Origin of the sequence: Bacillus luti (assembly GCF_001884105.1) — a bacterium.
Taxonomy (GTDB): Bacteria; Bacillota; Bacilli; order Bacillales; family Bacillaceae_G; genus Bacillus_A; species Bacillus_A luti.
In genome coordinates, this window is record NZ_MACI01000038.1 from 39,433 (window position 1) to 61,779 (window position 22,347).

At 34.3% G+C, this 22,347-nt stretch carries 19 protein-coding genes and 1 pseudogene; 9 read left to right on the forward strand and 11 right to left on the reverse strand.

Going from position 1 to position 22,347, the window contains the following annotated elements:
* Positions 1-5 precede the first annotated feature (5 nt).
* Complete coding sequence (gene pdxK, locus BAQ48_RS09275) at positions 6-830, forward strand: pyridoxine/pyridoxal/pyridoxamine kinase (protein WP_063223948.1); 825 nt, start codon at positions 6-8, stop codon at positions 828-830.
* A gap of 67 nt (positions 831-897) precedes the next feature.
* On the opposite strand, the gene BAQ48_RS09280 is transcribed toward pdxK, so the two are convergent.
* From BAQ48_RS09280 to BAQ48_RS09315, 8 genes are all read right to left on the reverse strand, one after another.
* The gene (locus tag BAQ48_RS09280) at positions 898-1,953 is read right to left on the reverse strand and encodes a GGDEF domain-containing protein (RefSeq protein WP_071710842.1); all 1,056 of its coding nucleotides are present in this window, start codon (positions 1,951-1,953) and stop codon (positions 898-900) included.
* Positions 1,954-2,102: 149 nt separating this feature from the next.
* The gene (locus BAQ48_RS09285; RefSeq protein WP_071710843.1) at positions 2,103-2,306 is read right to left on the reverse strand and encodes a YbdD/YjiX family protein; all 204 of its coding nucleotides are present in this window, start codon (positions 2,304-2,306) and stop codon (positions 2,103-2,105) included.
* Positions 2,299-4,374, reverse strand: a complete 2,076-nt coding sequence (gene cstA, locus BAQ48_RS09290; protein WP_071710844.1) for a carbon starvation protein CstA — start codon at positions 4,372-4,374, stop codon at positions 2,299-2,301. Before cstA ends, BAQ48_RS09285 begins: the two co-directional genes overlap by 8 nt.
* A gap of 122 nt (positions 4,375-4,496) precedes the next feature.
* Complete coding sequence (locus tag BAQ48_RS09295; protein WP_071710845.1) at positions 4,497-5,213, reverse strand: LytR/AlgR family response regulator transcription factor; 717 nt, start codon at positions 5,211-5,213, stop codon at positions 4,497-4,499.
* 204 nt (positions 5,214-5,417) lie between these two features.
* On the reverse strand, positions 5,418-6,617 hold the full coding sequence (locus BAQ48_RS09300) for an MFS transporter (RefSeq protein ID WP_071710846.1): 1,200 nt from the start codon (positions 6,615-6,617) through the stop codon (positions 5,418-5,420).
* Positions 6,618-6,771: 154 nt separating this feature from the next.
* The gene (locus tag BAQ48_RS09305) at positions 6,772-7,512 is read right to left on the reverse strand and encodes a WecB/TagA/CpsF family glycosyltransferase (protein WP_000453676.1); all 741 of its coding nucleotides are present in this window, start codon (positions 7,510-7,512) and stop codon (positions 6,772-6,774) included.
* A 15-nt stretch (positions 7,513-7,527) separates the two neighbouring features.
* A complete protein-coding gene (locus tag BAQ48_RS09310) occupies positions 7,528-8,628 on the reverse strand; it encodes a glycosyltransferase family 4 protein (protein WP_071710847.1) in 1,101 nt (366 codons plus the stop codon).
* 76 nt (positions 8,629-8,704) lie between these two features.
* Positions 8,705-10,111, reverse strand: a complete 1,407-nt coding sequence (locus BAQ48_RS09315) for an O-antigen ligase family protein (protein WP_071710848.1) — start codon at positions 10,109-10,111, stop codon at positions 8,705-8,707.
* Positions 10,112-10,382: 271 nt separating this feature from the next.
* Between BAQ48_RS09315 and BAQ48_RS09320 the strand changes: the two genes are divergently transcribed.
* The 3 genes and pseudogenes from BAQ48_RS09320 (at position 10,383) to BAQ48_RS28555 (ending at position 12,446) form a co-directional block, all read left to right on the forward strand.
* Positions 10,383-11,015: a trimeric intracellular cation channel family protein gene (locus tag BAQ48_RS09320; RefSeq protein WP_000924372.1), complete on the forward strand. Its 633-nt coding sequence runs from the start codon at positions 10,383-10,385 to the stop codon at positions 11,013-11,015.
* A gap of 249 nt (positions 11,016-11,264) precedes the next feature.
* Positions 11,265-11,642: pseudogene (locus BAQ48_RS28550) on the forward strand (protoglobin family protein); the annotation flags it as partial.
* On the forward strand, positions 11,640-12,446 hold the full coding sequence (locus tag BAQ48_RS28555) for a methyl-accepting chemotaxis protein (RefSeq protein WP_395592407.1): 807 nt from the start codon (positions 11,640-11,642) through the stop codon (positions 12,444-12,446). The pseudogene BAQ48_RS28550 and the gene BAQ48_RS28555, both read left to right, overlap by 3 nt.
* 92 nt (positions 12,447-12,538) lie before the next feature.
* On the opposite strand, the gene BAQ48_RS09330 is transcribed toward BAQ48_RS28555, so the two are convergent.
* Complete coding sequence (locus BAQ48_RS09330; RefSeq protein ID WP_071710850.1) at positions 12,539-13,852, reverse strand: ArnT family glycosyltransferase; 1,314 nt, start codon at positions 13,850-13,852, stop codon at positions 12,539-12,541.
* Between the two features lie 312 nt (positions 13,853-14,164).
* On the opposite strand from BAQ48_RS09330, the gene BAQ48_RS09335 reads away from it, so the two are divergent.
* The 3 genes from BAQ48_RS09335 (at position 14,165) to BAQ48_RS09345 (ending at position 17,350) form a co-directional block, all read left to right on the forward strand.
* On the forward strand, positions 14,165-14,677 hold the full coding sequence (locus tag BAQ48_RS09335; protein WP_000412134.1) for an acyl-CoA thioesterase: 513 nt from the start codon (positions 14,165-14,167) through the stop codon (positions 14,675-14,677).
* Between the two features lie 177 nt (positions 14,678-14,854).
* On the forward strand, positions 14,855-15,835 hold the full coding sequence (locus BAQ48_RS09340) for a glycosyltransferase family 2 protein (protein ID WP_071710851.1): 981 nt from the start codon (positions 14,855-14,857) through the stop codon (positions 15,833-15,835).
* A 93-nt stretch (positions 15,836-15,928) separates the two neighbouring features.
* Positions 15,929-17,350 (forward strand): oligosaccharide flippase family protein, encoded by a 1,422-nt coding sequence (locus tag BAQ48_RS09345; protein ID WP_071710852.1) that lies wholly within the window; start codon positions 15,929-15,931, stop codon positions 17,348-17,350.
* Positions 17,351-17,460: 110 nt separating this feature from the next.
* Here the strand turns inward: BAQ48_RS09345 and BAQ48_RS09350 are convergent, their stop codons facing one another.
* Together BAQ48_RS09350 and BAQ48_RS09355 are read right to left on the reverse strand one after the other, a co-directional pair.
* Entirely contained in the window at positions 17,461-18,399 is a 939-nt protein-coding gene (locus BAQ48_RS09350; protein WP_071710853.1) for an SDR family NAD(P)-dependent oxidoreductase, read from the reverse strand.
* Positions 18,400-18,458: 59 nt separating this feature from the next.
* Positions 18,459-19,031 (reverse strand): TetR/AcrR family transcriptional regulator, encoded by a 573-nt coding sequence (locus tag BAQ48_RS09355; protein WP_071710854.1) that lies wholly within the window; start codon positions 19,029-19,031, stop codon positions 18,459-18,461.
* Positions 19,032-19,201: 170 nt separating this feature from the next.
* Here BAQ48_RS09355 and BAQ48_RS09360 point away from each other — a divergent pair, with 170 nt between their 5' ends.
* Both BAQ48_RS09360 and BAQ48_RS09365 read left to right on the forward strand, forming a co-directional pair.
* The gene (locus tag BAQ48_RS09360; protein ID WP_071710887.1) at positions 19,202-20,755 is read left to right on the forward strand and encodes an ABC-F family ATP-binding cassette domain-containing protein; all 1,554 of its coding nucleotides are present in this window, start codon (positions 19,202-19,204) and stop codon (positions 20,753-20,755) included.
* A gap of 94 nt (positions 20,756-20,849) precedes the next feature.
* Positions 20,850-22,307 (forward strand): glycosyltransferase family 39 protein, encoded by a 1,458-nt coding sequence (locus BAQ48_RS09365; protein WP_071710855.1) that lies wholly within the window; start codon positions 20,850-20,852, stop codon positions 22,305-22,307.
* Positions 22,308-22,347 lie beyond the last annotated feature (40 nt).

The window sequence follows — 22,347 nt, forward strand, 5'->3', positions numbered from 1 at the left end:
TCATAATGACATTAAACAAGGCACTTACAATCGCTGGTTCTGACACAAGTGGCGGTGCTGGTATACAAGCAGATTTAAAAACATTCCAAGAACTTGGCGTATACGGAATGACATCTCTTACGACAATCGTAACGATGGATCCACATAACGGTTGGGCACATAACGTTTTCCCAATCCCAGCTTCTACATTAAAGCCACAATTAGAAACAACAATTGAAGGTGTTGGCGTAGATGCTTTAAAAACGGGCATGCTTGGATCAGTAGAAATTATTGAGATGGTTGCAGAAACAATCGAAAAACATAATTTTAAAAATGTAGTAGTCGATCCTGTTATGGTATGTAAAGGTGCAGATGAAGCATTACATCCTGAAACGAATGATTGCTTACGTGACGTTCTTGTTCCAAAAGCATTAGTTGTAACACCAAACTTATTTGAAGCTTACCAATTAAGTGGCGTGAAAATTAATTCTCTTGAGGACATGAAAGAAGCAGCGAAAAAAATCCACGCTTTAGGTGCGAAATATGTCCTAATTAAAGGCGGTAGCAAGCTTGGTACAGAAACTGCAATCGACGTCCTATACGATGGAGAAACATTTGATCTTCTAGAATCAGAAAAGATTGATACGACAAATACACATGGTGCAGGTTGTACATATTCTGCTGCAATTACAGCAGAACTTGCAAAAGGAAAATCTGTGAAAGAAGCAGTAAAAACTGCTAAAGAATTTATCACAGCGGCTATTCGTTATTCATTCAAAATTAACGAATACGTAGGCCCAACTCATCATGGTGCATACCGTAAATTTGTTGCATCAAAAGAACTTGTCTAACATATAAAAGAAAACACCCACAGAGTTTATACATTTCCTCTGTGGGTGTTTTTTCATAACCTTATCTTTAAGACGCAGAGCTAACCTTATTTCTACCATTTCGTTTCGAGTAATATAATGCATCATCCGCTGCTTGAATAAATTGATTTGGTGATGACTTATACTCTGAAACTCCTACGGAAACTGTAATTTTTATTTTTGTTCCATTTAACAATTGGAATGAATGTTTCTCAACAGCTGTACGAATTTGTTCGCCCATATGAATTCCATAAGCTAATCCCTTCTTTGGTATCAAAAGTGCAAATTCCTCTCCGCCCTTTCGAAAAATCAAATCCGGAAACGTTGAAATTTCTCGTAAAATGCACGCTATTTGTTTTAACACTTCATCTCCTGCAGGATGCCCATACGTATCATTTACATACTTAAAATGATCAATATCCATAATTAGTAAACAAAGTGAATCATTTTTCATATGCTTATTACCAATATGACGATTCATTTCTAAATCAAAATGCCTTACGTTTCCAAGTCCTGTCAAAGCATCTATCGTTGCATATTGCTTCATCGTTTGAAATAACTCATTGGATTGCAATACGTAATTTGCGCTTATAAATGTGATATATGCTGTAACACTACTACATACTAAATATAACGCTACTACAGATATATCATTAAACAAAATATAAATTGGTACTATTAAAATAGACAAACTATACACATTAAACCATATCCACTTCATAAATATTGAAACTTTCATCCGCCAAATAAAGATAATTCCAATTCCTATCAATACGATAGTATAGCAAGCCAATTCGGAAGCTAAAGAGTACTCAGTAAAATATAATCGAGTAATTAAAATAATTGCAACTGTTATACTACTAGCTACCGGACCCCCAATTATAATTGCCAAAATGACAGCTAGATAACGTAGATCCAACATAATATCTTCAATATGTACACCAAAATGCATCAACAGTACACTTAATATTCCAGTAAAAATACCTACTATACATTTCTGCCAAAAAGAGAATCCTTCTTTTAACGGCTTGTCTCTTAAAAGCTGGCCTCCAACAAAAATAAAGGAAAGAATAATTGTTGTGTTTACAAATAGATCTCTTAACATAAAATAATCTCCCTACTTTTCCGTCTATCCTTTTCCTTATTTTATTGTATACGAAATGTCTATAATTCCCAAAGCTTTTTATTTATTTTTTGCTGTTTCACGTGGAACAGCAAAAAAATAAAAAAGGACGAAAAATTCGCCCTTTTTTATTAACAACAACGTGATATCTTTCCACCTTTTGCGTTAAATCTAGCCTCTTGTGCCTCAGCAAAAAATTGCTTTTGACACACAATCTCTTCTTCTGGATGATGCTTTTTCATATGAGCGACATACGTTTCATAGCTTGGTACCCCAACAAGTAAGCTAATAAATTGTTTCCTTTTCCCCCATACTTGCCGTAGTCTTTTAAGCATAGTTCCTCGACTCACTTTCATCTCTAGGAATATATGGTGCCTCTTTTAACGGCATCGGCTTATTTCTTAATACTTGAATCCAAATTCGAATTGCCGAAATTAATACAGCAATTACAACTATCATAAAAATCCCGCATAGTGCTGCATCAACATAATCATTAAAAATAATTTGTTTCATTTGAGCGACATTTTTAGCTGGGGCTAATACCTTCCCCTCGTCTAATGCCCCCTGAAACACTTTCGCGTGAGATAAAAATCCTATTTTAGGATTTTCATGAAATAACTTTTGATAGCCAGCCGTCATCGTTACAATCAGCAATCCTACAGTTGGAATTAACGTCACCCAAACATATGCCTTTTTTCCCATTTTGAATAAAATTGTCGTTCCAAGTAACAATGCAATGCCTGCTAACATTTGATTTGCAATACCGAAAAGTGGCCATAATGTATTAATTCCACCGAGAGGATCTACTACCCCTTGATATAAGAAATAGCCCCATCCTAATACACATAACGTTGTAGCTATTACATTCGCTAATGTAGAATCTGTTCTCGCAAATGGCTTATATACATGTCCTAAAATATCTTGGATCATAAATCGCCCTACACGTGTTCCTGCATCAATCGTTGTTAAAATAAATAGTGCTTCAAATAGAATAGCAAAATGGTACCAAAATGCCATCATTGCTGTTCCGCCTATTACTTGTGAGAAAATATATGCCATACCTATCGCTAACGTTGGTGCGCCACCTGTACGTGATAAAATGGTTTGCTCTCCAACGTTTACAGCAAGATCTTTTAATTCATTTGGTGTAATAGCAAATCCCCATGAAGAAATAACTTGAGCTGCTTGCGATACATCCGTACCGATAAGTGCCGCCGGACTATTAATCGCAAAATAAGTGCCTGGTGTTAATACACAAGCAGCAATCATAGCCATCGCTGCTACAAACGATTCCATTAACATTGCTCCATAACCGATTGGCTGTGCATGTCCCTCTTGTTCAATCATTTTTGGCGTTGTACCTGATGAAACGAGAGCATGGAATCCAGACACCGCACCACAAGCAATTGTAATAAATAAGAACGGGAATAAGTTTCCAGAGAAAACAGGACCTGTTCCATCGATAAATTTCGAAACTGCTGGCATTTGTAAATCTGGTGCTACAATTAAAATACCGATTGCTAATCCAACAATTGTTCCGACTTTTAAAAATGTACTCAAATAATCACGTGGTGCTAATAGCATCCAAACTGGTAATGCCGATGCGATAAATCCATATACAATAAGCATAATAGCAATTGTTTCACCACTAAATGTGAACATACTTGCAAGCGTTGGATGTTCTGCCACATACTGTCCTCCAATAAGAGACAGTATAAGTAGAATAATTCCGATTACTGATCCTTCACCAACCCGGCCAGGCCTAATGTAGCGCATGTACACTCCCATTAAAATAGCGATAGGAATCGTTGCTGCTATCGTAAACATTCCCCAAGGACTTCCTACAAGCGCCTTTACTACTACTAATGCTAATACCGCTAATAAAATAATCATGATTCCTAAGATACCTATCATTGCAATAAGCCCTGTAACAGGACCAATCTCATCTTTGATCATTTCTCCTAATGATTTACCATTACGTCTCATTGAAGCAAATAAAATGACAAAATCTTGTACAGCTCCTGCGACAACTACCCCAACAATAATCCAAATTGTTCCTGGCAAATATCCCATTTGCGCCGCTAAAATCGGTCCTACTAAAGGTCCCGCCCCAGCAATTGCTGCAAAGTGATGCCCGAATAATACCCACTTATTTGTTGGAACATAGTCTTTTCCATCATTTAATGTATGGGCTGGCGTTTGCCGATTGTTATCTAGACCAAAAACTTTTCTCGCTATAAATCTACTATAAAAACGATAAGCAACTGCATATACACATACCGCTGCTACTAAAAGCCATACAGCATTAATAGTTTCACCTTGTGATAAAGCTATTACGCCAAAAGCACCTGCTCCTACTGCCGCAATAACTCCCCAAAGTAAGATCGACTTCAATGTCTTCAAATACAATCCCCCCAATACTACTTCTTAGTGGAAATTGTACTAAATTTTCTGAATATTTAAATTGAATCCTCCTTATCATGAAGGATTTTTAGTTTATCATGTTAAAATGCTCTCATTACCTGCTACAATTCAATTTTATTTCGAAGGCGTTTTACATAATTACGGCTTACTGGAATCGGTTGCTCATCATATCTATCTAAATACAAATTATATGTGCCATTATAATAAGGCTTCAGTTCTTGTACATATGACATATTAATTAAATAACTTTTGTGCACACGTAAAAAATCATATACATTTAGTTTATTTTCTAACTCTTGAAGTGTATATGTTGAAATATACTGATTATTTGTTGTATAAATTGAAACCGTCTTATTCTCTTTATTTTTACTTACATATACAATATTTTCCGGGAAAATATAACGAATACCCTCTTGACCTTCGATCGGTAATTTTCGCAAACAACTCTTCGCTTGCTTTCCTTGCTCTTTACCCATTCTATATAAAAGAAATTGCAAATCATCTTCACGAAATGGTCGTAATAAATAATACAATGCTTGGAAACGAAAAGCTGCAATGGACTCTTCTAGATCTTCGCCTACAAAAATAAATTTTGTATAGCAATTTACTTCCCGTAATAAACCCGCATATTCAAAACCAGTACCATCTAGTAATTTTGAATTTAAAAAAACAAAATCTGGTGTATGTTTTTTCATCAGAAATAATGATTCTGTTCCTGTCTTTGCTTCAAAACATTCTACATTCCGTATATTTTCAGTAAATTTTTCAGTTAAAATTTTTCGTTCTTCTGCATTTTCCATAATCAGTAAAATTTTCATTTCTTCAACCACCTAATTCTTTTGTCCGTATGTCCTGTTGTATACATTCGCTTTTATAAGAAATAATCCCTTTTTCTTACTATACCATTATTTATCTAAAAAAACAGAAAAAAGGAAACCATCACGGTTCCCTCTGTTTTTTTATCCCGATTGGTGCGGGCTAATAATGAGTAGGGAAAGCCCCCCACTCATCAAATTTTCACTTTATATTAATTCCCGTTGCTTCGTTTCTTGCCCAAGTACTATTACAGCCACAACGCCAATTAAAATTGATCCGCAGAAAATCGTAAATATTAACGATAATGAAGCTTGTGAAGCAACTAAATATCCTACTAGTAGCGGTCCAAGAATACCACCAATACGACCGAATGCCGCTGCCATCCCTGCACCTGTACCACGAATAACTGTTGGATACTGTTCAGGTGTATAAGCGTATAACGCACCCCAAGCACCTAAATTGAAGAAGGATAATAACATACCTGCCACGATTAAAACTGTTAATGACTCTGCAACGCCAAACAAGTAAGCACTGCACGCTGTACCGATTAAATACGTAACTAAAACAAATTTACGACCAAGACGTTCAATAAACCAAGCGGCAGTAAAATAACCTGGAAGTTGAGCTAATGTCATAATAAGAACGTACTGGAAACTCTTTATTAAACTAAATCCTTTTAGTACCATTACACTAGGTAACCAAAGGAACATTCCATAATAGGAAAAGACAACACAAAACCATAAAATCCATAGCATAATTGTAGCTTTACGATATTCTCCAGACCAAACTGATTTTATATTTTCAATAACAGATGGTCTTTTTTCAACTTTTTGGAATCTTGGAGAATCCGGCAAATTCCATCTTAAATATAAAGCGTATAGCGCTGGAACCGCACTCAATACCATCGCAACTTCCCAACCATATTTCGGAATAACAAAATACGAGATAAGTGCTGCAATTAGCCAGCCACCTGCCCAAAAACTTTCTAATAGCACAACAATTTTGCCTCGTTCATGTGCTTCAACACTCTCTGATACTAGTGTAGAGGCAACCGGCAACTCTCCGCCAAGCCCCATACCAATTACAAATCGTAACACGAGGAACATCGCGAGTGTCGTCGTTAAAGCCGTTAAACCACTGCCGATAGAAAATAGTAATAATGTAATAATAAAGACTGATTTCCGTCCTATTTTATCTGATAATATTCCAAATATAAGTGCCCCTACTGCCATACCAATTGAGTTAATACTACCTATCCAGCCCATTTCCTGACTCGTTAATCCCCAATCTTTTTGCAGCGCTACCATTACAAATGAAAGCATTCCAACATCCATTGCATCAAATAACCATCCAAGCCCCGCTATACCAAGTAGCTTTCGCTTCGAAATTTCTTTTACCTTGCCCACAAGAAGTCCTCCTTACACAGCTGTCTTTACACATCATTTTACATGTGTGAATTGTATAAGTAAAATACTTTCGTTTAAAAAATTCTCCTTCATCATTCCCGAGAAATAAAATATTTATCAAAAATGAACAAATAAAAAAAGTAGCGATATTCCGCTACTTTTTTGAACGCATTACTTCTTTTAGAAATTCCGCTAATACTAATTGACGGCGCCAACGTGTTGGATTACTACATAATCTATAAAACCATTCTAAGTTAATAGCTTGAATCCATTTTGGGGCACGTGTTACCTCTCCAGCCCATACGTCTAAACTTCCCCCTACTCCAACAGCCATTTTCGTTTCTAAACGGTGCTTATTCGTTTGGATGAAGTTCTCTTGTCTTGGGAAACCAAGTGCAACAAGCAATAGGTCTGGTTTTGCCTCTTGAATACGAGAAACAATATTCTCTTCTTCTTCTTGTTTAAAATATCCATCTTGTGTACCCACAATAGATACCGCTGAATACGTCTTCGTTAAATGATCTGCTGCAGCTTGTACAACATGTGGTTTTGCACCTAATAAGAAAACTGATACTGGTTTATTCTCTTCGGATAACTTCGCAAATAAATTACACATTAAATCAAAACCTGCTACACGTTCTTTTAAAGGTGTACCCAGCATACCACTTGCTTTTACAACTCCAATACCATCAGGTGTAATTAAATCTGTATTTAATAACGTTTTATGGAACTTTTCATCCTTTTTTGCGCACATAACAATTTCAGGATTTGCTGTTACTACTTGAAAAGTATGAGCTTGCTCCACTTCTAGCTGTTTCTTTAAATATTGGATTGTTTCATCCATTGTCATTGTGGAGAAAGGGACACCTAGAATATCAACCTTTTGTACTTCCATAATTAACTATCCTCTCTATTTCAATAAAAGTTTTTTATATGCATTACGAGTATCTTCATACAGATTCTTTAGTGAGAAATGAGTAGATGCGTGATTATACAAACGATTTCCCATCGCTTCTAATTCATTATTCAACCATTTTTCATAAGCACTTTCTAATGCACTTGCTAACGAATCTACATCACCAATTGGTACAATCCATCCATACGTATCATCGACTATTAACTTGCTCATGTCACCTACATTTGTTGCAATAGATGTTAAGCGTTGATTCGCCGCCTCTAATAAAACAAGAGGGAAACTTTCACTATAAGAGGTTAACAAATTAATGTGTGCAGATGCATATAATTCTTTTGAATCTGTACGAAAACCTAGAAAAATCACCTTATCCTCTAAGCCTTTTTGTTTCACCATCTCTTTTAATTCTGCTTCTATAGGTCCATCACCAAGCAGAAGCACCTTTATATTTGGAATTTCAGTTTTTTGTAACGCTTCAAATAAAATATTATGACCTTTAACGGGATGAAGACGTGCCACTTGAATGGCCGTAAATACTCCTTCGCCGATGCCAAATTCACTCTTATCATAAGGCTTTGCTGGAGTGTTATCATACTCGATTCCGTTATAAACTGTACAAATTTTCTCTTCTGGTACACCAAGTTTCATTATATTTTCTTTGAAATTTTCCGTAATTGCAAAGAACAAATCTACCTTCCTGAAAGAACGTAAATTTAACTTCGTAAATATCCATCCTTTTAATCCCCTCTTCATAAAATCCAAAGTTGGATCACTGTGGACAGTCATTATCCATTTCGCTTTTATACCTTTTTTCAAGAGGGAGAGATAGAAATTTGCTCGTGCGCCATGTGTATGCACAATGTCAAATTGGTTTTCATTAATAAATGCCTTTATTTTTGAAAGAATTGATAGGTCGTACCGAGATGATTGAGTAAAAACATGCACTTGAATACCGAGGTTCCTCGCCTCTCTAGCGATCGCACCTTCTTCAAATACCATTAATTCCACTTCTTCCTTTGAAAATTGAGATAAAAGTGAAATAATATGTGTTTTTCCCCCACCTTCTTCTGCACCAGCATTCATATGCAACACTTTCATTTCTTACATCCCCCATTTTTCTTTTTATTTACTCTAACAAAATAAAAGCTAACATATGCTAGCTTTTATTTTTCTATCATTCAATTTCCAAGTCAACTATTAAATATGCCATGATTAATACTAAATAAAAACTTACTCCCGGTGACATTAAAATATGACCAGCTATAAATGAGATACCTAATCCGAGAAGTATCGATGCAATCACCATTGCATATTTCACTGTGAATACTTGTCTAAATTTAGTAAATACACATACGATAAATTTAATACCAAAGTATAAGAATGGAACTACGAGTAAAATGAATCCGATGATTCCGAACGAATAGAACCAATCATGGAAGTCACGTTCAATTAATTTCGGCTCTGCTTTATAGTTACCAGCATAACCCATACCTAATAATTTTTGAGAAGTTGGGGCTTCTTTATAGAAGTCTTTATACATTTGCTCAAATAATTGACGCCCACTGAAAATGATAGCTTGTGTTTCTTCTTTTTTCTCTGCAACTTTCTCTTTTTCTTTTTCCTTCTCTTTTTCTTTCTCTGTAACAGGCGGTTTATGCTCTTTGCCTGCTCCCGGCTCTTTTTTCTTCTCTTCCTTTTTCGCAGTCTGTTGGTCTTCAATTAATTGAACATGAATACCCATATTTTTTAGAAATGGTGAAAAAGGTGTATACGCCATGATTCCTACAAAAACGGTCATTGCAATAAAACCGTTTAATAAATATATATTTTTCTTTCCTTTTTTACCTTGTGTAAAGGCTTGAATAAAGCACATAACAACCGCAATCGCCATCGTTGCGTAAATTGCTCCTACGCCAACCTTCGTACCAACTGCAAATAATGAAAAAACAACTAAAACGGAAGGAATCCAGTAGTATATTTTTCCCATACTTTTTGTTTTTTCAATCGAATATAAAACAACAATCGGACACATGATCGCTAAGATAGACCCTAACTCATTACCTGCATAAAACCAGCCACGTGATCCTAACTTTAACCACTCATAATTATTGTAATCTGTTCCTGTTGCAATCGAAACTACCATTACTATTCCCGTAATTAATGATGCATACGTAATATAGTCACGCATTTTTGAATGTCTTTTTTCTTTTAATGATTTAAAAACAAATACATAACAAGTAAGCATAACAAATGGATATAACGCTTTTGCTATAAACTTGATTTCCTCTGTCAGTACCATAGGATCCTTTGTAAATTTATTATTTACCAATCCAATAGCGAAAACTATTCCAACTAGGATTATATACGATATATATTTTATACTTCCTTTTTTCTTTGTTTGAATTAAAATATATATTCCACCTAGAAACATAACGAATAAGCGTGAAATAACTCCAATAGTCGTATCAATTTTTAGAACCATTATACAGAATGCTGTAAGCAAATCTAAAATTGGTTGCAACAAAATAAAGATTAGTAGAAAATTTTCAAATTTATTACTCTTACCATTTTCGCTTAACATTTAGAACCTCCATAACTATTACCTAATTTCAATCTATACAGTTGATATTTTTTATTATCTCAAATATTTATTATAACATATATTTTTCAATTAAACGTCTCACATTTCTCCCTCCATTTACCTTATAGAAAAAAAGCAAATTTGTATTTCCAAGCGCTTTCTTTCCTCATTTTTTCTTTTTTTCTACATGTAACGAAAATGCATTGTTATTTACATAACTTTAGTGTATATTTTTTCTCTGGAACATCTTTAGGAGGAAGGGATTACAGCCATGTTATTAATCGACATATTTACGTTTCTTGGCATTATCGCCGCTGCTATTTCCGGTACATTAGTTGGTTTAAAAAAAGATTTAGATTTATTCGGTGTCCTTTGTTTAGCTGTAGCTACTGCGCTCGGCGGCGGTATTATTCGTGATATTATGATCGGTAACCTGCCTCCTGTCGCATTTGTAAAACCTATTTACTTTTTCGTAAGCGTATTATCAGCATTATTTACTTGTATGTTTTTTGAACGTATTAATAAACTTCAAGTCGTTATTATGCTTTCTGATGCTGTTGGCTTAGGCGTATTTACAGCTATTGGTGCAAATGCGGCAATGTCACATCATGTTGACGCCTCATTTTTAGTAGTTTCAATGGGAGTCATTACAGGTATTGGAGGCGGTATTTTGCGTGACATTTGCGCTCAAGATATCCCTTACGTATTCCGAAAAGAGATTTACGCAATCGCTTCTATCTTAGGAGCAATTAGCTTCCTAATCACACATGCAATGGGTGCGCACGTATTAGCTTTCTATGTTTGCTTATTAGTAACATTCGTTATTCGTGTCGTCACTGTGATATATAATGTACATTTCCCAGTTTTCTTTAAAACACATGCTAAGATTAATAAAAGCCATTAAGAGAATTCTACTTAGAATTCTCTTAATTTATATACTATTCTACACACTAATATAGAGTAATTGTATATAAAAATATATAATTATATAAGAACCAAAAATGAAAACGCTTTACAAACAGGGGGAAGAACAATGCTTGGGGTTTTTAAAAAACACACTACTAAAACAAGCACCAGTATAATCGAATTAAGTAAGGACAAACAAATAATCTTTAACATTCCTGCTAATTCTGAATTAAAAATCCAAATGGATATGCTACATATTTCAAAAGAAGATTTACAAATTGTAAAAGTACTACAGCCCTTTATTTATGAAGAGATAGATTGGATTACAGACAAGTTCTATGCCAATATTACAAAACAACCTAATTTAATTCATGTTATTGAACGTTACAGCTCTATTCCAAAACTAAAACAAACTTTAAAAACACATATAACAGAATTATTCAGCGGAAATATGCACGAAGATTTTATTGAACAACGTGTTAGAATCGCTAAAAGACATGTGCAAATTGGTTTACATAGAAAGTGGTATACTGCCGCTTATCAAGAACTATTCCGCTCTATCATGAAGATTTTGCAAACAAAAATTACAACAATCGAGGATTTTTCTCATTCTATAAACGTAATAAATAAATTATTCACCCTCGAACAAGAACTTGTTCTTGCGGCTTATGAAGCAGAGTATGAAAGAATGCAAAAAGAACATGAAAAAGAAAAAGAAATAACAGCTATGACAATTACACATATCGCAACAGAACTAGCATCTGTATCTGAAAAAACAAGCTCTTCTATTCAAGAATTAACCGCTAAATCGGAAACGATTGTAGAAATCGCTAAAACAGGTACATCATTAGCTATCACATCGGAAGAAAAAGCAAATAAGGGTAAAGAACAATTAAATCAGCAAAACAAACGAATGGAATCCATTCAAACGAATATGGAAACCATCATTACAGATACGCATGAACTTCTCGATATCTCTAACAAAATTAACGAAATTATAGATATCGTAAAATCAATTGCAGAGCAAACAAATTTACTCGCACTAAATGCTGCTATTGAATCTGCACGTGCTGGAGAATTTGGTAAAGGTTTTTCTGTTGTAGCTGGAGAAATTCGCAAGTTATCCGAGCAAACGAAAGAATCTATATTCAACGTTACAAAACTCGTTGAAAAAACAAATGAACAGATTATTCGTGTCTCTTCTTCCGTAAAACAAATTAGTTCTCTCGTGTCTGAAGGAACGGATAGTATGTATGCAACAGATCAATACTTCCAAGAAATCGTAAACGATATGTCTAACTCAAAAGAACAGACTAAAAAAATTGAGAATGAGTTAGAAACTATTTCACAAGTAATGAAAGGTATTCAAGACGATTCTTCAAAAATGGCCCTAACAGCTGATAGCTTACAACTGGAACTAAACCGTTAAGGTAAAACTTAGGTCCGTAGCGATTTTTCATCTCCGCTCACGACTAATTCTCACCTTCCATCAACAAAAAAAGAATCCAAAGCGGATTCTTTTTATTTTCTGAAGAATATTTTTTGACAGTAAACGTAACTCATATAAACACCAAAACTTTGTAAAATAAACAATGCCGGCATAATAATATTATAATACGCCACATCTATTTGGAATAACCTTAACAATACGTATCCGCTAATTAACAATACGAACAACATATATCCTTCGTGTTGCTGTTTCTTAATAAGGAAGTGTAATAAGGCTATAGCCATAAACAACGTTACGGCTATATATATAAGTTTTTCATATTTAAACAGAATAGAATTTGTTCCCTCGTTTGAAAACTGATTCATTACTGGTTTTAAGGGTTTAAATCTTTCTCCCTCAATCTCTTTTAACTTTTGATTCATATACTCTGTTACACTTTGATTTTTTGGTATCTTTTCCTCACTTTGAGTTTTCCCAATTAAAACAGATTGAACATACGTCTCGTTCGAAATCGTATATTGTGACATTCCCATTGTATTAATCCCATAACTCACACCAAAATGAACGCTATAAAACAAAATGAGTATCCCTATCATCTTTAATAGCACTTTTTGTTTCGTTGCCGATTGAAAGAATTCAATCAACAACACATATACAGTGATAAAAATAGGAAAGAATAACCCCATCGGAAAAATCATATTGCTAAATGCAAATAAAATCGATGAGAGCACCCACATATAAGGATGATCTAATCCTCTATATAAGAGTATGTAACAAGCAAAGTAAAATAAAAATATCGCAAGTGATTCTGGCGTTAATAAGGAGCTCATAAATATATTTGGAATATATAGAGCGTAAAATACAGACGCAATACGACCACACTCTTCCCCAAATATCATAGCAGCAATACGATAAATGAAAAATACAGTCCCTATGCAAAATAAAATATTACATAACTGCAATACGAATACTGTATCACCAAATATACGAATAATAATTGATTCATAAATAATAAAAGGTAACTGAGTTATATTCCCGACATAATTGCCAAGTGCAATCTGCTTGGCAAACTCAAACATAACTTTCATATCACCGATTAGCGGAACATCTACAAATAGAACCACACTAAGTCTCGCAACTATAGATATACTTAAAAGAAAAATAAGAAATTGTTTATCTGTAAAACGATACTGTAAAATCGATGAAACTAACAGCATAAGAATAACAAAAATCACCAATACAATTGTTACGCTTGTTGTATTCCCTCCAAAAAATTGCTTACTTGTTTCAAATGCTGACCAACAACTATAAACAAAAAATGCAAGCATCGCACCGATCACTATTTTACTAAAGAAAGATGAAAAATTTGTTTGTATATGATTCATATATCCATTGCACCTCTATTTCCATTCATAACAAAACGATTCTATCATGAATAGGTACACGGCTGATAGGGAATTTCTATGACAAATACAGAGTCATAACTTTTTCACTTGCAATGTAAGCGAATCCTCTTTTACACTACATTTTATATAGGATAAATTTTCTTTCAGTTACATGAATACAAATACAGAAGTTTTACTAACCCTCTTCTGGAATTCTTTACTTCATTAAATATCTAACGATCTTTAATAATTTTGTACTCCACTTACAATACATGTCATTCTGATTGAAAACAGAAAATAGGGGCTGAATATATGGAAAAGAAATTCATGCGAGAATCAAAAGCAATTAAAACAACACGTGTTTTTCCTAATGATTTAAATAACCATCAAACGCTTTTCGGAGGAAAATTATTAGCAGAAATTGATAGCATCGCCTCAATCGCAGCTGCAAGACATAGCCGTAAACATTGCGTCACAGCATCTATCGATTCCGTTGATTTTTTAACCCCCATTCATCAAGCAGATTCTGTTTGTTATGAAGCATTCGTATGTTACACAGGAAAATCTTCCATGGAGGTTTTCGTAAAAGTAATCGCAGAGAATTTGCTAGCAGGTGAACGTAGAATAGCTGCAACATGTTTCATTACATTCGTTGCGTTAAAAGATGGAAAGCCTTCATCTGTTCCACAAGTACTTCCTGAAACCGAAGAAGAACATTGGCTACACACAACTGGTTCCGAGCGTGCAGAAAATAGAAAAAAAGGACGTTTAAAAAGCAAAGAAATGGCCGAAGTGTTAACACTGAGTAAACCTTGGAATATGTAATAATTGATTTACCTTCCTTTTTACAAAGCAAAAAGGAAGGTTTTTTTATATAAAATACATAATGTTGATTTACAAAGTTTATATGCGGTAAACTTATACAGATGTTCTTGTAATCTTCTTCCTTGCAAAAGGCCTATATAGTGTACAACATAAAAAATTTGAGGAGATAATAATTATATGATGGAACAAACACAACTCGTTTCCGTTATTATCCCGCTGTATAATGCGGAAAAATACATTGAAGAGACGATGGAATCAATACTGAATCAGACATATAAAAATATTGAAATTGTAGTTGTTGATGATGGAAGTAAAGATCAATCATCTTCTCTCGTTAAAAATCTCAAGAAAAAACACCCTGAACAAATAAAATATATCTTACAAGAAAATCAAGGCGTTTCTGTTGCTCGTAATACAGGAATTGAAAACGCAAGCGGGGAATATATTTCTTTTCTTGATAGTGATGATTTATGGCATCATACAAAAATAGAAAAGCAAATGGAAAGCATGCACAAAAATAATATGAATGCTTGCTATTGTGGATATATGAACTTCTACGAAGAGACTGGCGAAAAGGTTGCAAACACGACAAACTTTGTTAAAGGAAATATGACAAAAGATTTCTTAACACATCAAGTTTTCGCACAAACGAGTACTTGGATTTTCAAAAAATCTATCGTGATGGACCATGATATTCGTTTCACACCAGGATGTAGCTGGGGAGAAGACTTAGAATTTCTATTTAAATTAATGAGTGTAACAAATGTATGTTATGTCGATGAATATTTAACATATTATCGAATCCTATCAGGAGGAAACCTTTCTTCAAATTATAAAGATTATGAATTAAAAACAACGAAAGAGTTAGAAGTATTTACTCGAATGAAGAATTGGATTCATAATAAATCAGAAGACTTAATAACGAAGGATTCTACGGAGCTTATTGAAATCCTTGAAACTTATCTATTCCCGTATACAGTCATTAACAATGCTTGTATATACATTAAAGAGAACTCTAAATTAGATAAATCAAAAGTTCGATTAATTAAAAGCGATATAAAGAAATATTGCCGAAAAATCTATTCAAAAAATGGAAAGCGTAGCAAAAAATTATACGCGATGCTTTGGTTTGTACGCATTAAATTTCTGTTTTCTTAAATAAAAAATATGCTTTTAAACATTCTTCCCTTGAACAAATTTAATTTACAAATTGGACAAAACGTGTCCTGAAGAATAGAAAGGTCTTTTTCCATGAAAACAAATAAAATCCTTAAAAATGCCTCCTACCTCTTTGTAGGAAATATTACTGTTCGATTTGTACTTGCGATTGCGACAATCCTCTTTGCAAGATATGTTTCACCAAATGAGTATGGGATGTTTACAGTTGCATTAGCAGTTTCCGCTGTCATTTGTTATTTTACAGATGCAGGTTTAACACATACGTTTATGCGTGAAGGAACGAGAAGTGACGCTAACATTAGCGTATTAATAAGTAGTTATTTACGTATTCGTTTAGTATTAGCTATCGTAATTTCTGTGCTCTTCGCTATTTTTGCTCAGTTCTTCTACACTGATGCTTACTTACGTGCCATGGTATATTGGGTCGTACTACCAACCATGTTTGGAGCCACTTTACAAGGTGTTGGGATGGCATATTTCCAAGTAACAGAACGCATGCAATTTACAGCGATTATTTCTGTACTGCAAGGCGTAACAGCAGCTGCTGCGCTTCTAATAGGAATGTCGTTTAAATGGTCACTTATGATGGTCGCTGCTATGTACGGGATATCCAGCCTTGTAACAGGGATTATCGCCTTCTTAATGGTACTCCGCCATACAAAAGTTCATAAAGGCTGGGACAAAGGAATTTTAGATCAACTGCTTATTTTCACAATCAATGGCATTATCATTATGCTTTTACCACAGTTAGGTCCTATTATATTAGAAAAAGTTTCAACACATGAGCAAGTTGGATTCTTTGGGGCTGCCTATAAAATACCTGCCGTACTGTATCAAATACCTGGTGTAATTGCAGCAGCATTTTATCCAAAATTATTCGCTTTCGGAAATGAAAAAAATATCGTGGAACATAGAAAGCTATCTCAGTTCGAATTAAAACTTATGTCCTTTTTAGGTATGGGAATTGCTATCCCATTTATCGCCGATCCTAGCTTTTGGATTGTTACTTTATTAGGTGAAGACTATGCACCAGCTGGTGATGCTCTTGCAATCTTAGCCTTTATGGTCATTTTACAATCTATCAACTATCCACTCGCTGATAACTTAACAACAATTGGACAACAGTGGAAACGTGCGACAATAATGGGAATTGGATTGGCTGTTGCCATCCTAAGTTATATTATCTTAGGTAGCAAATTTGGAATGATGGGAGCTTCTGTGGCAGCTATCATTACTGAACTTACTTTATTGATTGGATTCACTTTATTTGTCCGTAAAGGCTTCGGGCTATTATTTAAAGGAATCATATTTAATAGTCTCGCATTTATAATCAGTTACGCTCTATACCGTACAATATTAATTAGTTTGCCACCATTAGTAGCCTTAACGCTTACTGGTATATTGTACGGCCTTATCGGTCTTGCCATTGATCCACAAATACGTGGGTTACTATTAGGGTTCGTAAATAAAAAGTTCGGCAAGAACATAGCATAAAATGAAACTTAATCAGTCCGGGTTTTGTTCATTCCTACTGATTATCATCCCGCAAATAGCGGGATAAAAGCGTATTTCTTTCTCATCAATTTGAGAAAGAAGTACGCTTTTTATTTACTATTATTATTCATATATATAATGGTTTTTTTTAATCCCTCATAATATGAAGTTTTAGGTAAAATACCTATATACTTTTCATATTTCTCTCCACTTAATACGACTGGTTTTTCTGTCAAATATAACATTTCAACATATTCTTTCATCTGCTTATCAAATAAGCCAATTAACTTTATCATACCTCTTTTTACAGTCATAACCCGTTTTGTATATCCCGTTAATTCACGTATATATTGAATCATTTCTTCTCCTGTAATAACGCCACAACCTGGTATATTCCAATGTTGCCCATAAGCTTCCTCATGTAACGCTAACTCTACCATCGCTTTCGCGCCATCTGGTGTAAAAATGTACTCACGTGCAATCTTCTTATCTCCAACAAAACTAGATCCTTTATTTGCAAGTACTCCATTTAAAGTATGATGAATGAGTGTGCTTTCTGCCTGTGGACCGTAAAAATCAGGAAAATGAGCGATAAACATTTTGGCGCCACTCTGCTCTGCCATCATTCCGAGTTGTAATCGAATTTTCCCCTTCTTCGTATGTGGTTCCTTTTCAGCATCTTCTTTAACAAGCCCTTGAATTTGCCTTCCATATGCATAAATGTTATCAACGATCCCTAACTTCATATTATTTTCTTTTGTTACTTCTAATATGTTTCTTAATAATTTAGGCTGTTTCTCTTCCCAATCTGAATATGGAATATTAACAGCGTGGAATATAACATCCACACCTTTCGCTGCGTCCATTATGTCTGTCTTTACAAGTACATCCCCTGCTACTGTTTGTATATGTTCTTCTCCTTGAAATAAGTTCTCCAACTTCCCCTTATTTCTCGCAAAAGCAATCACATCAATTCCTCGATTACATAACTCCTTTGTAATCGCATATCCCATTGCTCCAGATGCTCCCAGTACTAACGCTTTTTTCATCATAATTCCCTCCTCCAATTAATTAACCACCGTTCAATTAATTACAAAAAGAAAATCACTTACATTAGAAGCGATTTTGAAATAAACTCTACATGCGCCCTAGCTAACCCTTTTAACTCGTCAAATGTTTGCCCACTTCCGCAATAATGTGCCACAAACCCATGTAATGATAAAAAGACAGACCATATCGTCATTGTATCTACTTTTTTATTACATAAAGAAAAAATAACCTTTGCAAATTTTTCATAACTAACATTCGGACTGTCCGCTAAACATTCCTTTAACTCGCTATCTTTAATTAAAAACATAATTTCATAATGGCTTTGATTTTCCAAACCAAATTCTATAAAGCCAAACAAGACTTCTTTTAACTGCTCTTCTGGAGATAAACTTCTTTTGCTAATTTCATCTAACTTTTCATTTAACAATTGAAAGTCTTGTTCTACCATCGCATAAAAAAGTTCAGCTTTATTTTTAAAATGGTAGTAAATTGAACCATGGCTATACCCTAGTTCTGTCGCAATTTTACGCATTGAAGTGTGTTGATATCCTTGCTGTACAAATAAATTCCTTGCTACGTTCATAATCATTTCTCTTGTTAATTCTTGTTTGACTGCTCTTCTTGGCGACATTTTCTTATACCTCACAAAATAATTAACCACTGTTCAATTATATTATATATTTTTTCCAAAATAATGCAATACCTTACTTTTAAAAATATCCATTTTTGAAATGATAGCATTATACGAGAGAATTTAGTATCATGATTCAAGATACTATTTCAAATTGGACGGAGGATATTATGAGTTTATTAACAGTCGAAAAACTAGGACATACATTTGGTGATCGAACACTATTTAAAGATGTATCTATGCGTTTACTAGCAGGAGAGCACGTTGGTTTAGTTGGTGCAAACGGTGTGGGTAAATCAACATTTATGAATATTATTACTGGACAACTTATCCATGATGAAGGTCGTGTAGAATGGACACCTGGTACAAATTACGGTTACTTAGATCAGCATACAATTTTAACACCTGGTCGCACAATTCGTGATGTATTAGCAGATGCGTTCTTACCCTTATTTGAAAAAGAAAAAGCTTTAAATGAAGTTACAGAAAAAATGGGAACTGCTACACCGGAAGAATTAGAAGAGCTTCTTGAGCAAATGGCAGAAATACAAGATGCTCTTGAAGCAGGCGGTTTCTACTTATTAGATATTAAAATTGAAGAAGCGGCGCGTGGTCTTGGAATTGACGCAATTGGTCTAGATCGTGATGTTGCAGCATTAAGTGGTGGACAGCGTACAAAAGTATTACTTGCAAAGTTACTACTTGAGCAACCTGAAGTACTACTATTAGATGAGCCTACCAACTATTTAGATGTTGAACATATTCATTGGCTAACAACTTATTTAAAAGAATACCCACATGCATTCCTATTAATTTCCCATGATACGGAATTTATGAATAAATGTGTAGATATTATTTTCCATCTAGAATTTACGAAGATGACGCGTTATACAGCGACATATGAAAAATTCTTAGAGCTAGCGGAAATGAATAAAAATCAACATATAAACGCTTATGAAAAGCAACGAGAGTTTATTAAAAAACAAGAAGATTTCATTGCGAAAAATAAAGCTCGTTATTCAACGACAGGTCGTGCAAAGAGTCGTCAAAAACAATTGGATCGTATGGAACGTATCGATCGTCCTGAAACAGCTATTAAACCTGAGTTCTCATTTAAGGAAAGTCGTGCGAGTAGTCGATTCGTCTTTGAAGGAGAAAATGTAGAGATTGGATATACACATCCTTTATTACCAAAATTAACAATGACAATTGAACGTGGTGAAAAAATTGCAATTGTTGGATGTAATGGTGTCGGTAAGTCAACACTATTAAAGACGATCTTAGGTAAGATTAAACCATTAAGCGGAAAAACAAGTCTTGGTGATTTCTTAAACCCATCATACTTCGAGCAAGAAGTGAAGGCTGATAATATAACACCAATTGATGATGTTTGGAATACATTCCCTAGCTTAGACCAACATCAAGTTCGTGCAATGTTAGCGAAATGTGGTTTAAAAAATGAACATATCTCTCGTCCACTGAACCAATTAAGCGGTGGCGAGCAAGCAAAAGTTCGTTTATGTAAACTAATGGGTGAAGAAAGTAACTGGTTACTCTTTGATGAGCCAACAAATCACCTTGATGTTACAGCAAAAGAAGAATTACAAAAAGCTATGAAAGCATATAAAGGAACTATTCTTCTTGTATGTCACGAACCAGAATTTTATAAAGATTGGGTAACGAAAGTTTGGGATGTAGAAACATGGGCCCAAGAAAATTCTTAATCACCTAAAATCATCCCTTTACACCATCACTTAGTGTGTAAAGGGATTTCCCTTTGAAATAGCCATAAAATTCAATAAGGAGTTTTTAATTATAATGCAAAGTTCATTTTCCCTAAAACTCAATACATTTTTTGTAAAGTCTTTGTTAGTGCTATGTCTCATTATTTCTGCAGCCATTACATGGCAATCAGTAATCGTGGTTAGAGCACAAGCCAGCACTCGTTTACTTATTATAATCCCGATTATTATTCTAATCGGTCTTCTATTTTTACTAATTGGCTATATTTCCAATAAATATATGTCAACGCTAGTATTCACTATTTCACTTATCATTTTAGCTTTCTCTATTCGATTAATCTGGGTTCTTAATGTACAAACCCCTGTCGAATCAGATTTTGCTATGATGTACAATGGTGCTGTGCAAGCAACTAAAGGAGATTTTAGCTTTGCCCAAAGCACGTATTATACTTCATGGGTTTACCAACTTGGATTTACAATGTACCAAGCTTTAATTATTAATTTCTTTGGTGAAGGAACCTTCCTTCTAAAGTTCTTAAATGTATTATATTGCACGGGAACAACATTCCTCGTTTACAAAATAACTTCTCATATATTTAATGAGTGGTCTGGACGTATGGCTGGTTTACTATATGCAATATATATCCCAAGTATCGTATTGAGTTCAGTCCTAACAAATCAACATCTTGCGACCTTCTTATTTTATCTTGGGTTTTATTTATTAATTACAAAAGGCTTAAGCCATAAATATATGTGGATTTTCATAGGAATTTCGCTTTCTTTAGGCGATATTATGCGCCCACTTGGAGCTATCATCCTAATTGCAGTGACCATTTATGTCTTTTTACAGGGGATATTAGGAAAATCAAAACAAGATATTTTCAATTCCCTTAAAAAACTTTGTGGAATTTTCGTTGTATTTTACCTTGTACATTACATTATAAGTTATTCATTTATATCTGCTGGAATTACGCAATACCCACTATCTAATCGTGATCCTCTCTGGAAATTTACAGTAGGGTTTAATCACGAAACAAAAGGGGGATATTCTGCAGCAGATGCAGAATACATTATGTCCTTTGAAATCGGTGAAGAACGAAAAGCCGCTGAAAAAAAACTAATTCAAGAACGACTAGCTGATCCACAAAAGGTTTTATCTTTATTTGGTGATAAGTTCACGCTCATGTGGGCAGATTATGACTCCGCCCCATTATGGAGTTTACTGACGCTCGGGGACGCAGATAATGATATGATTACTTTAAAAGACGGTCTTACGAAATATGAAAAGTATATGTACACTACAGCTATGCTTCTGAGCACAGTAGCACTTCTTTATCTCATATTGACTAAGCAAAATAATACGCATTATACACTATTTTTATTATTGATAATTGGTTACGTAACTGTTCATTTCTTAATCGAATACCAAACAAGATATCGATACTTCATCATTCCTAGCTTTACGATTATTCAAAGCTACGGTCTATATTTATGCTATCGATTTATATCGAACAGAAAGACCTCAAAAATATAAAATACAATGATGATTTAATGATCACAACAAAATAAAAAGG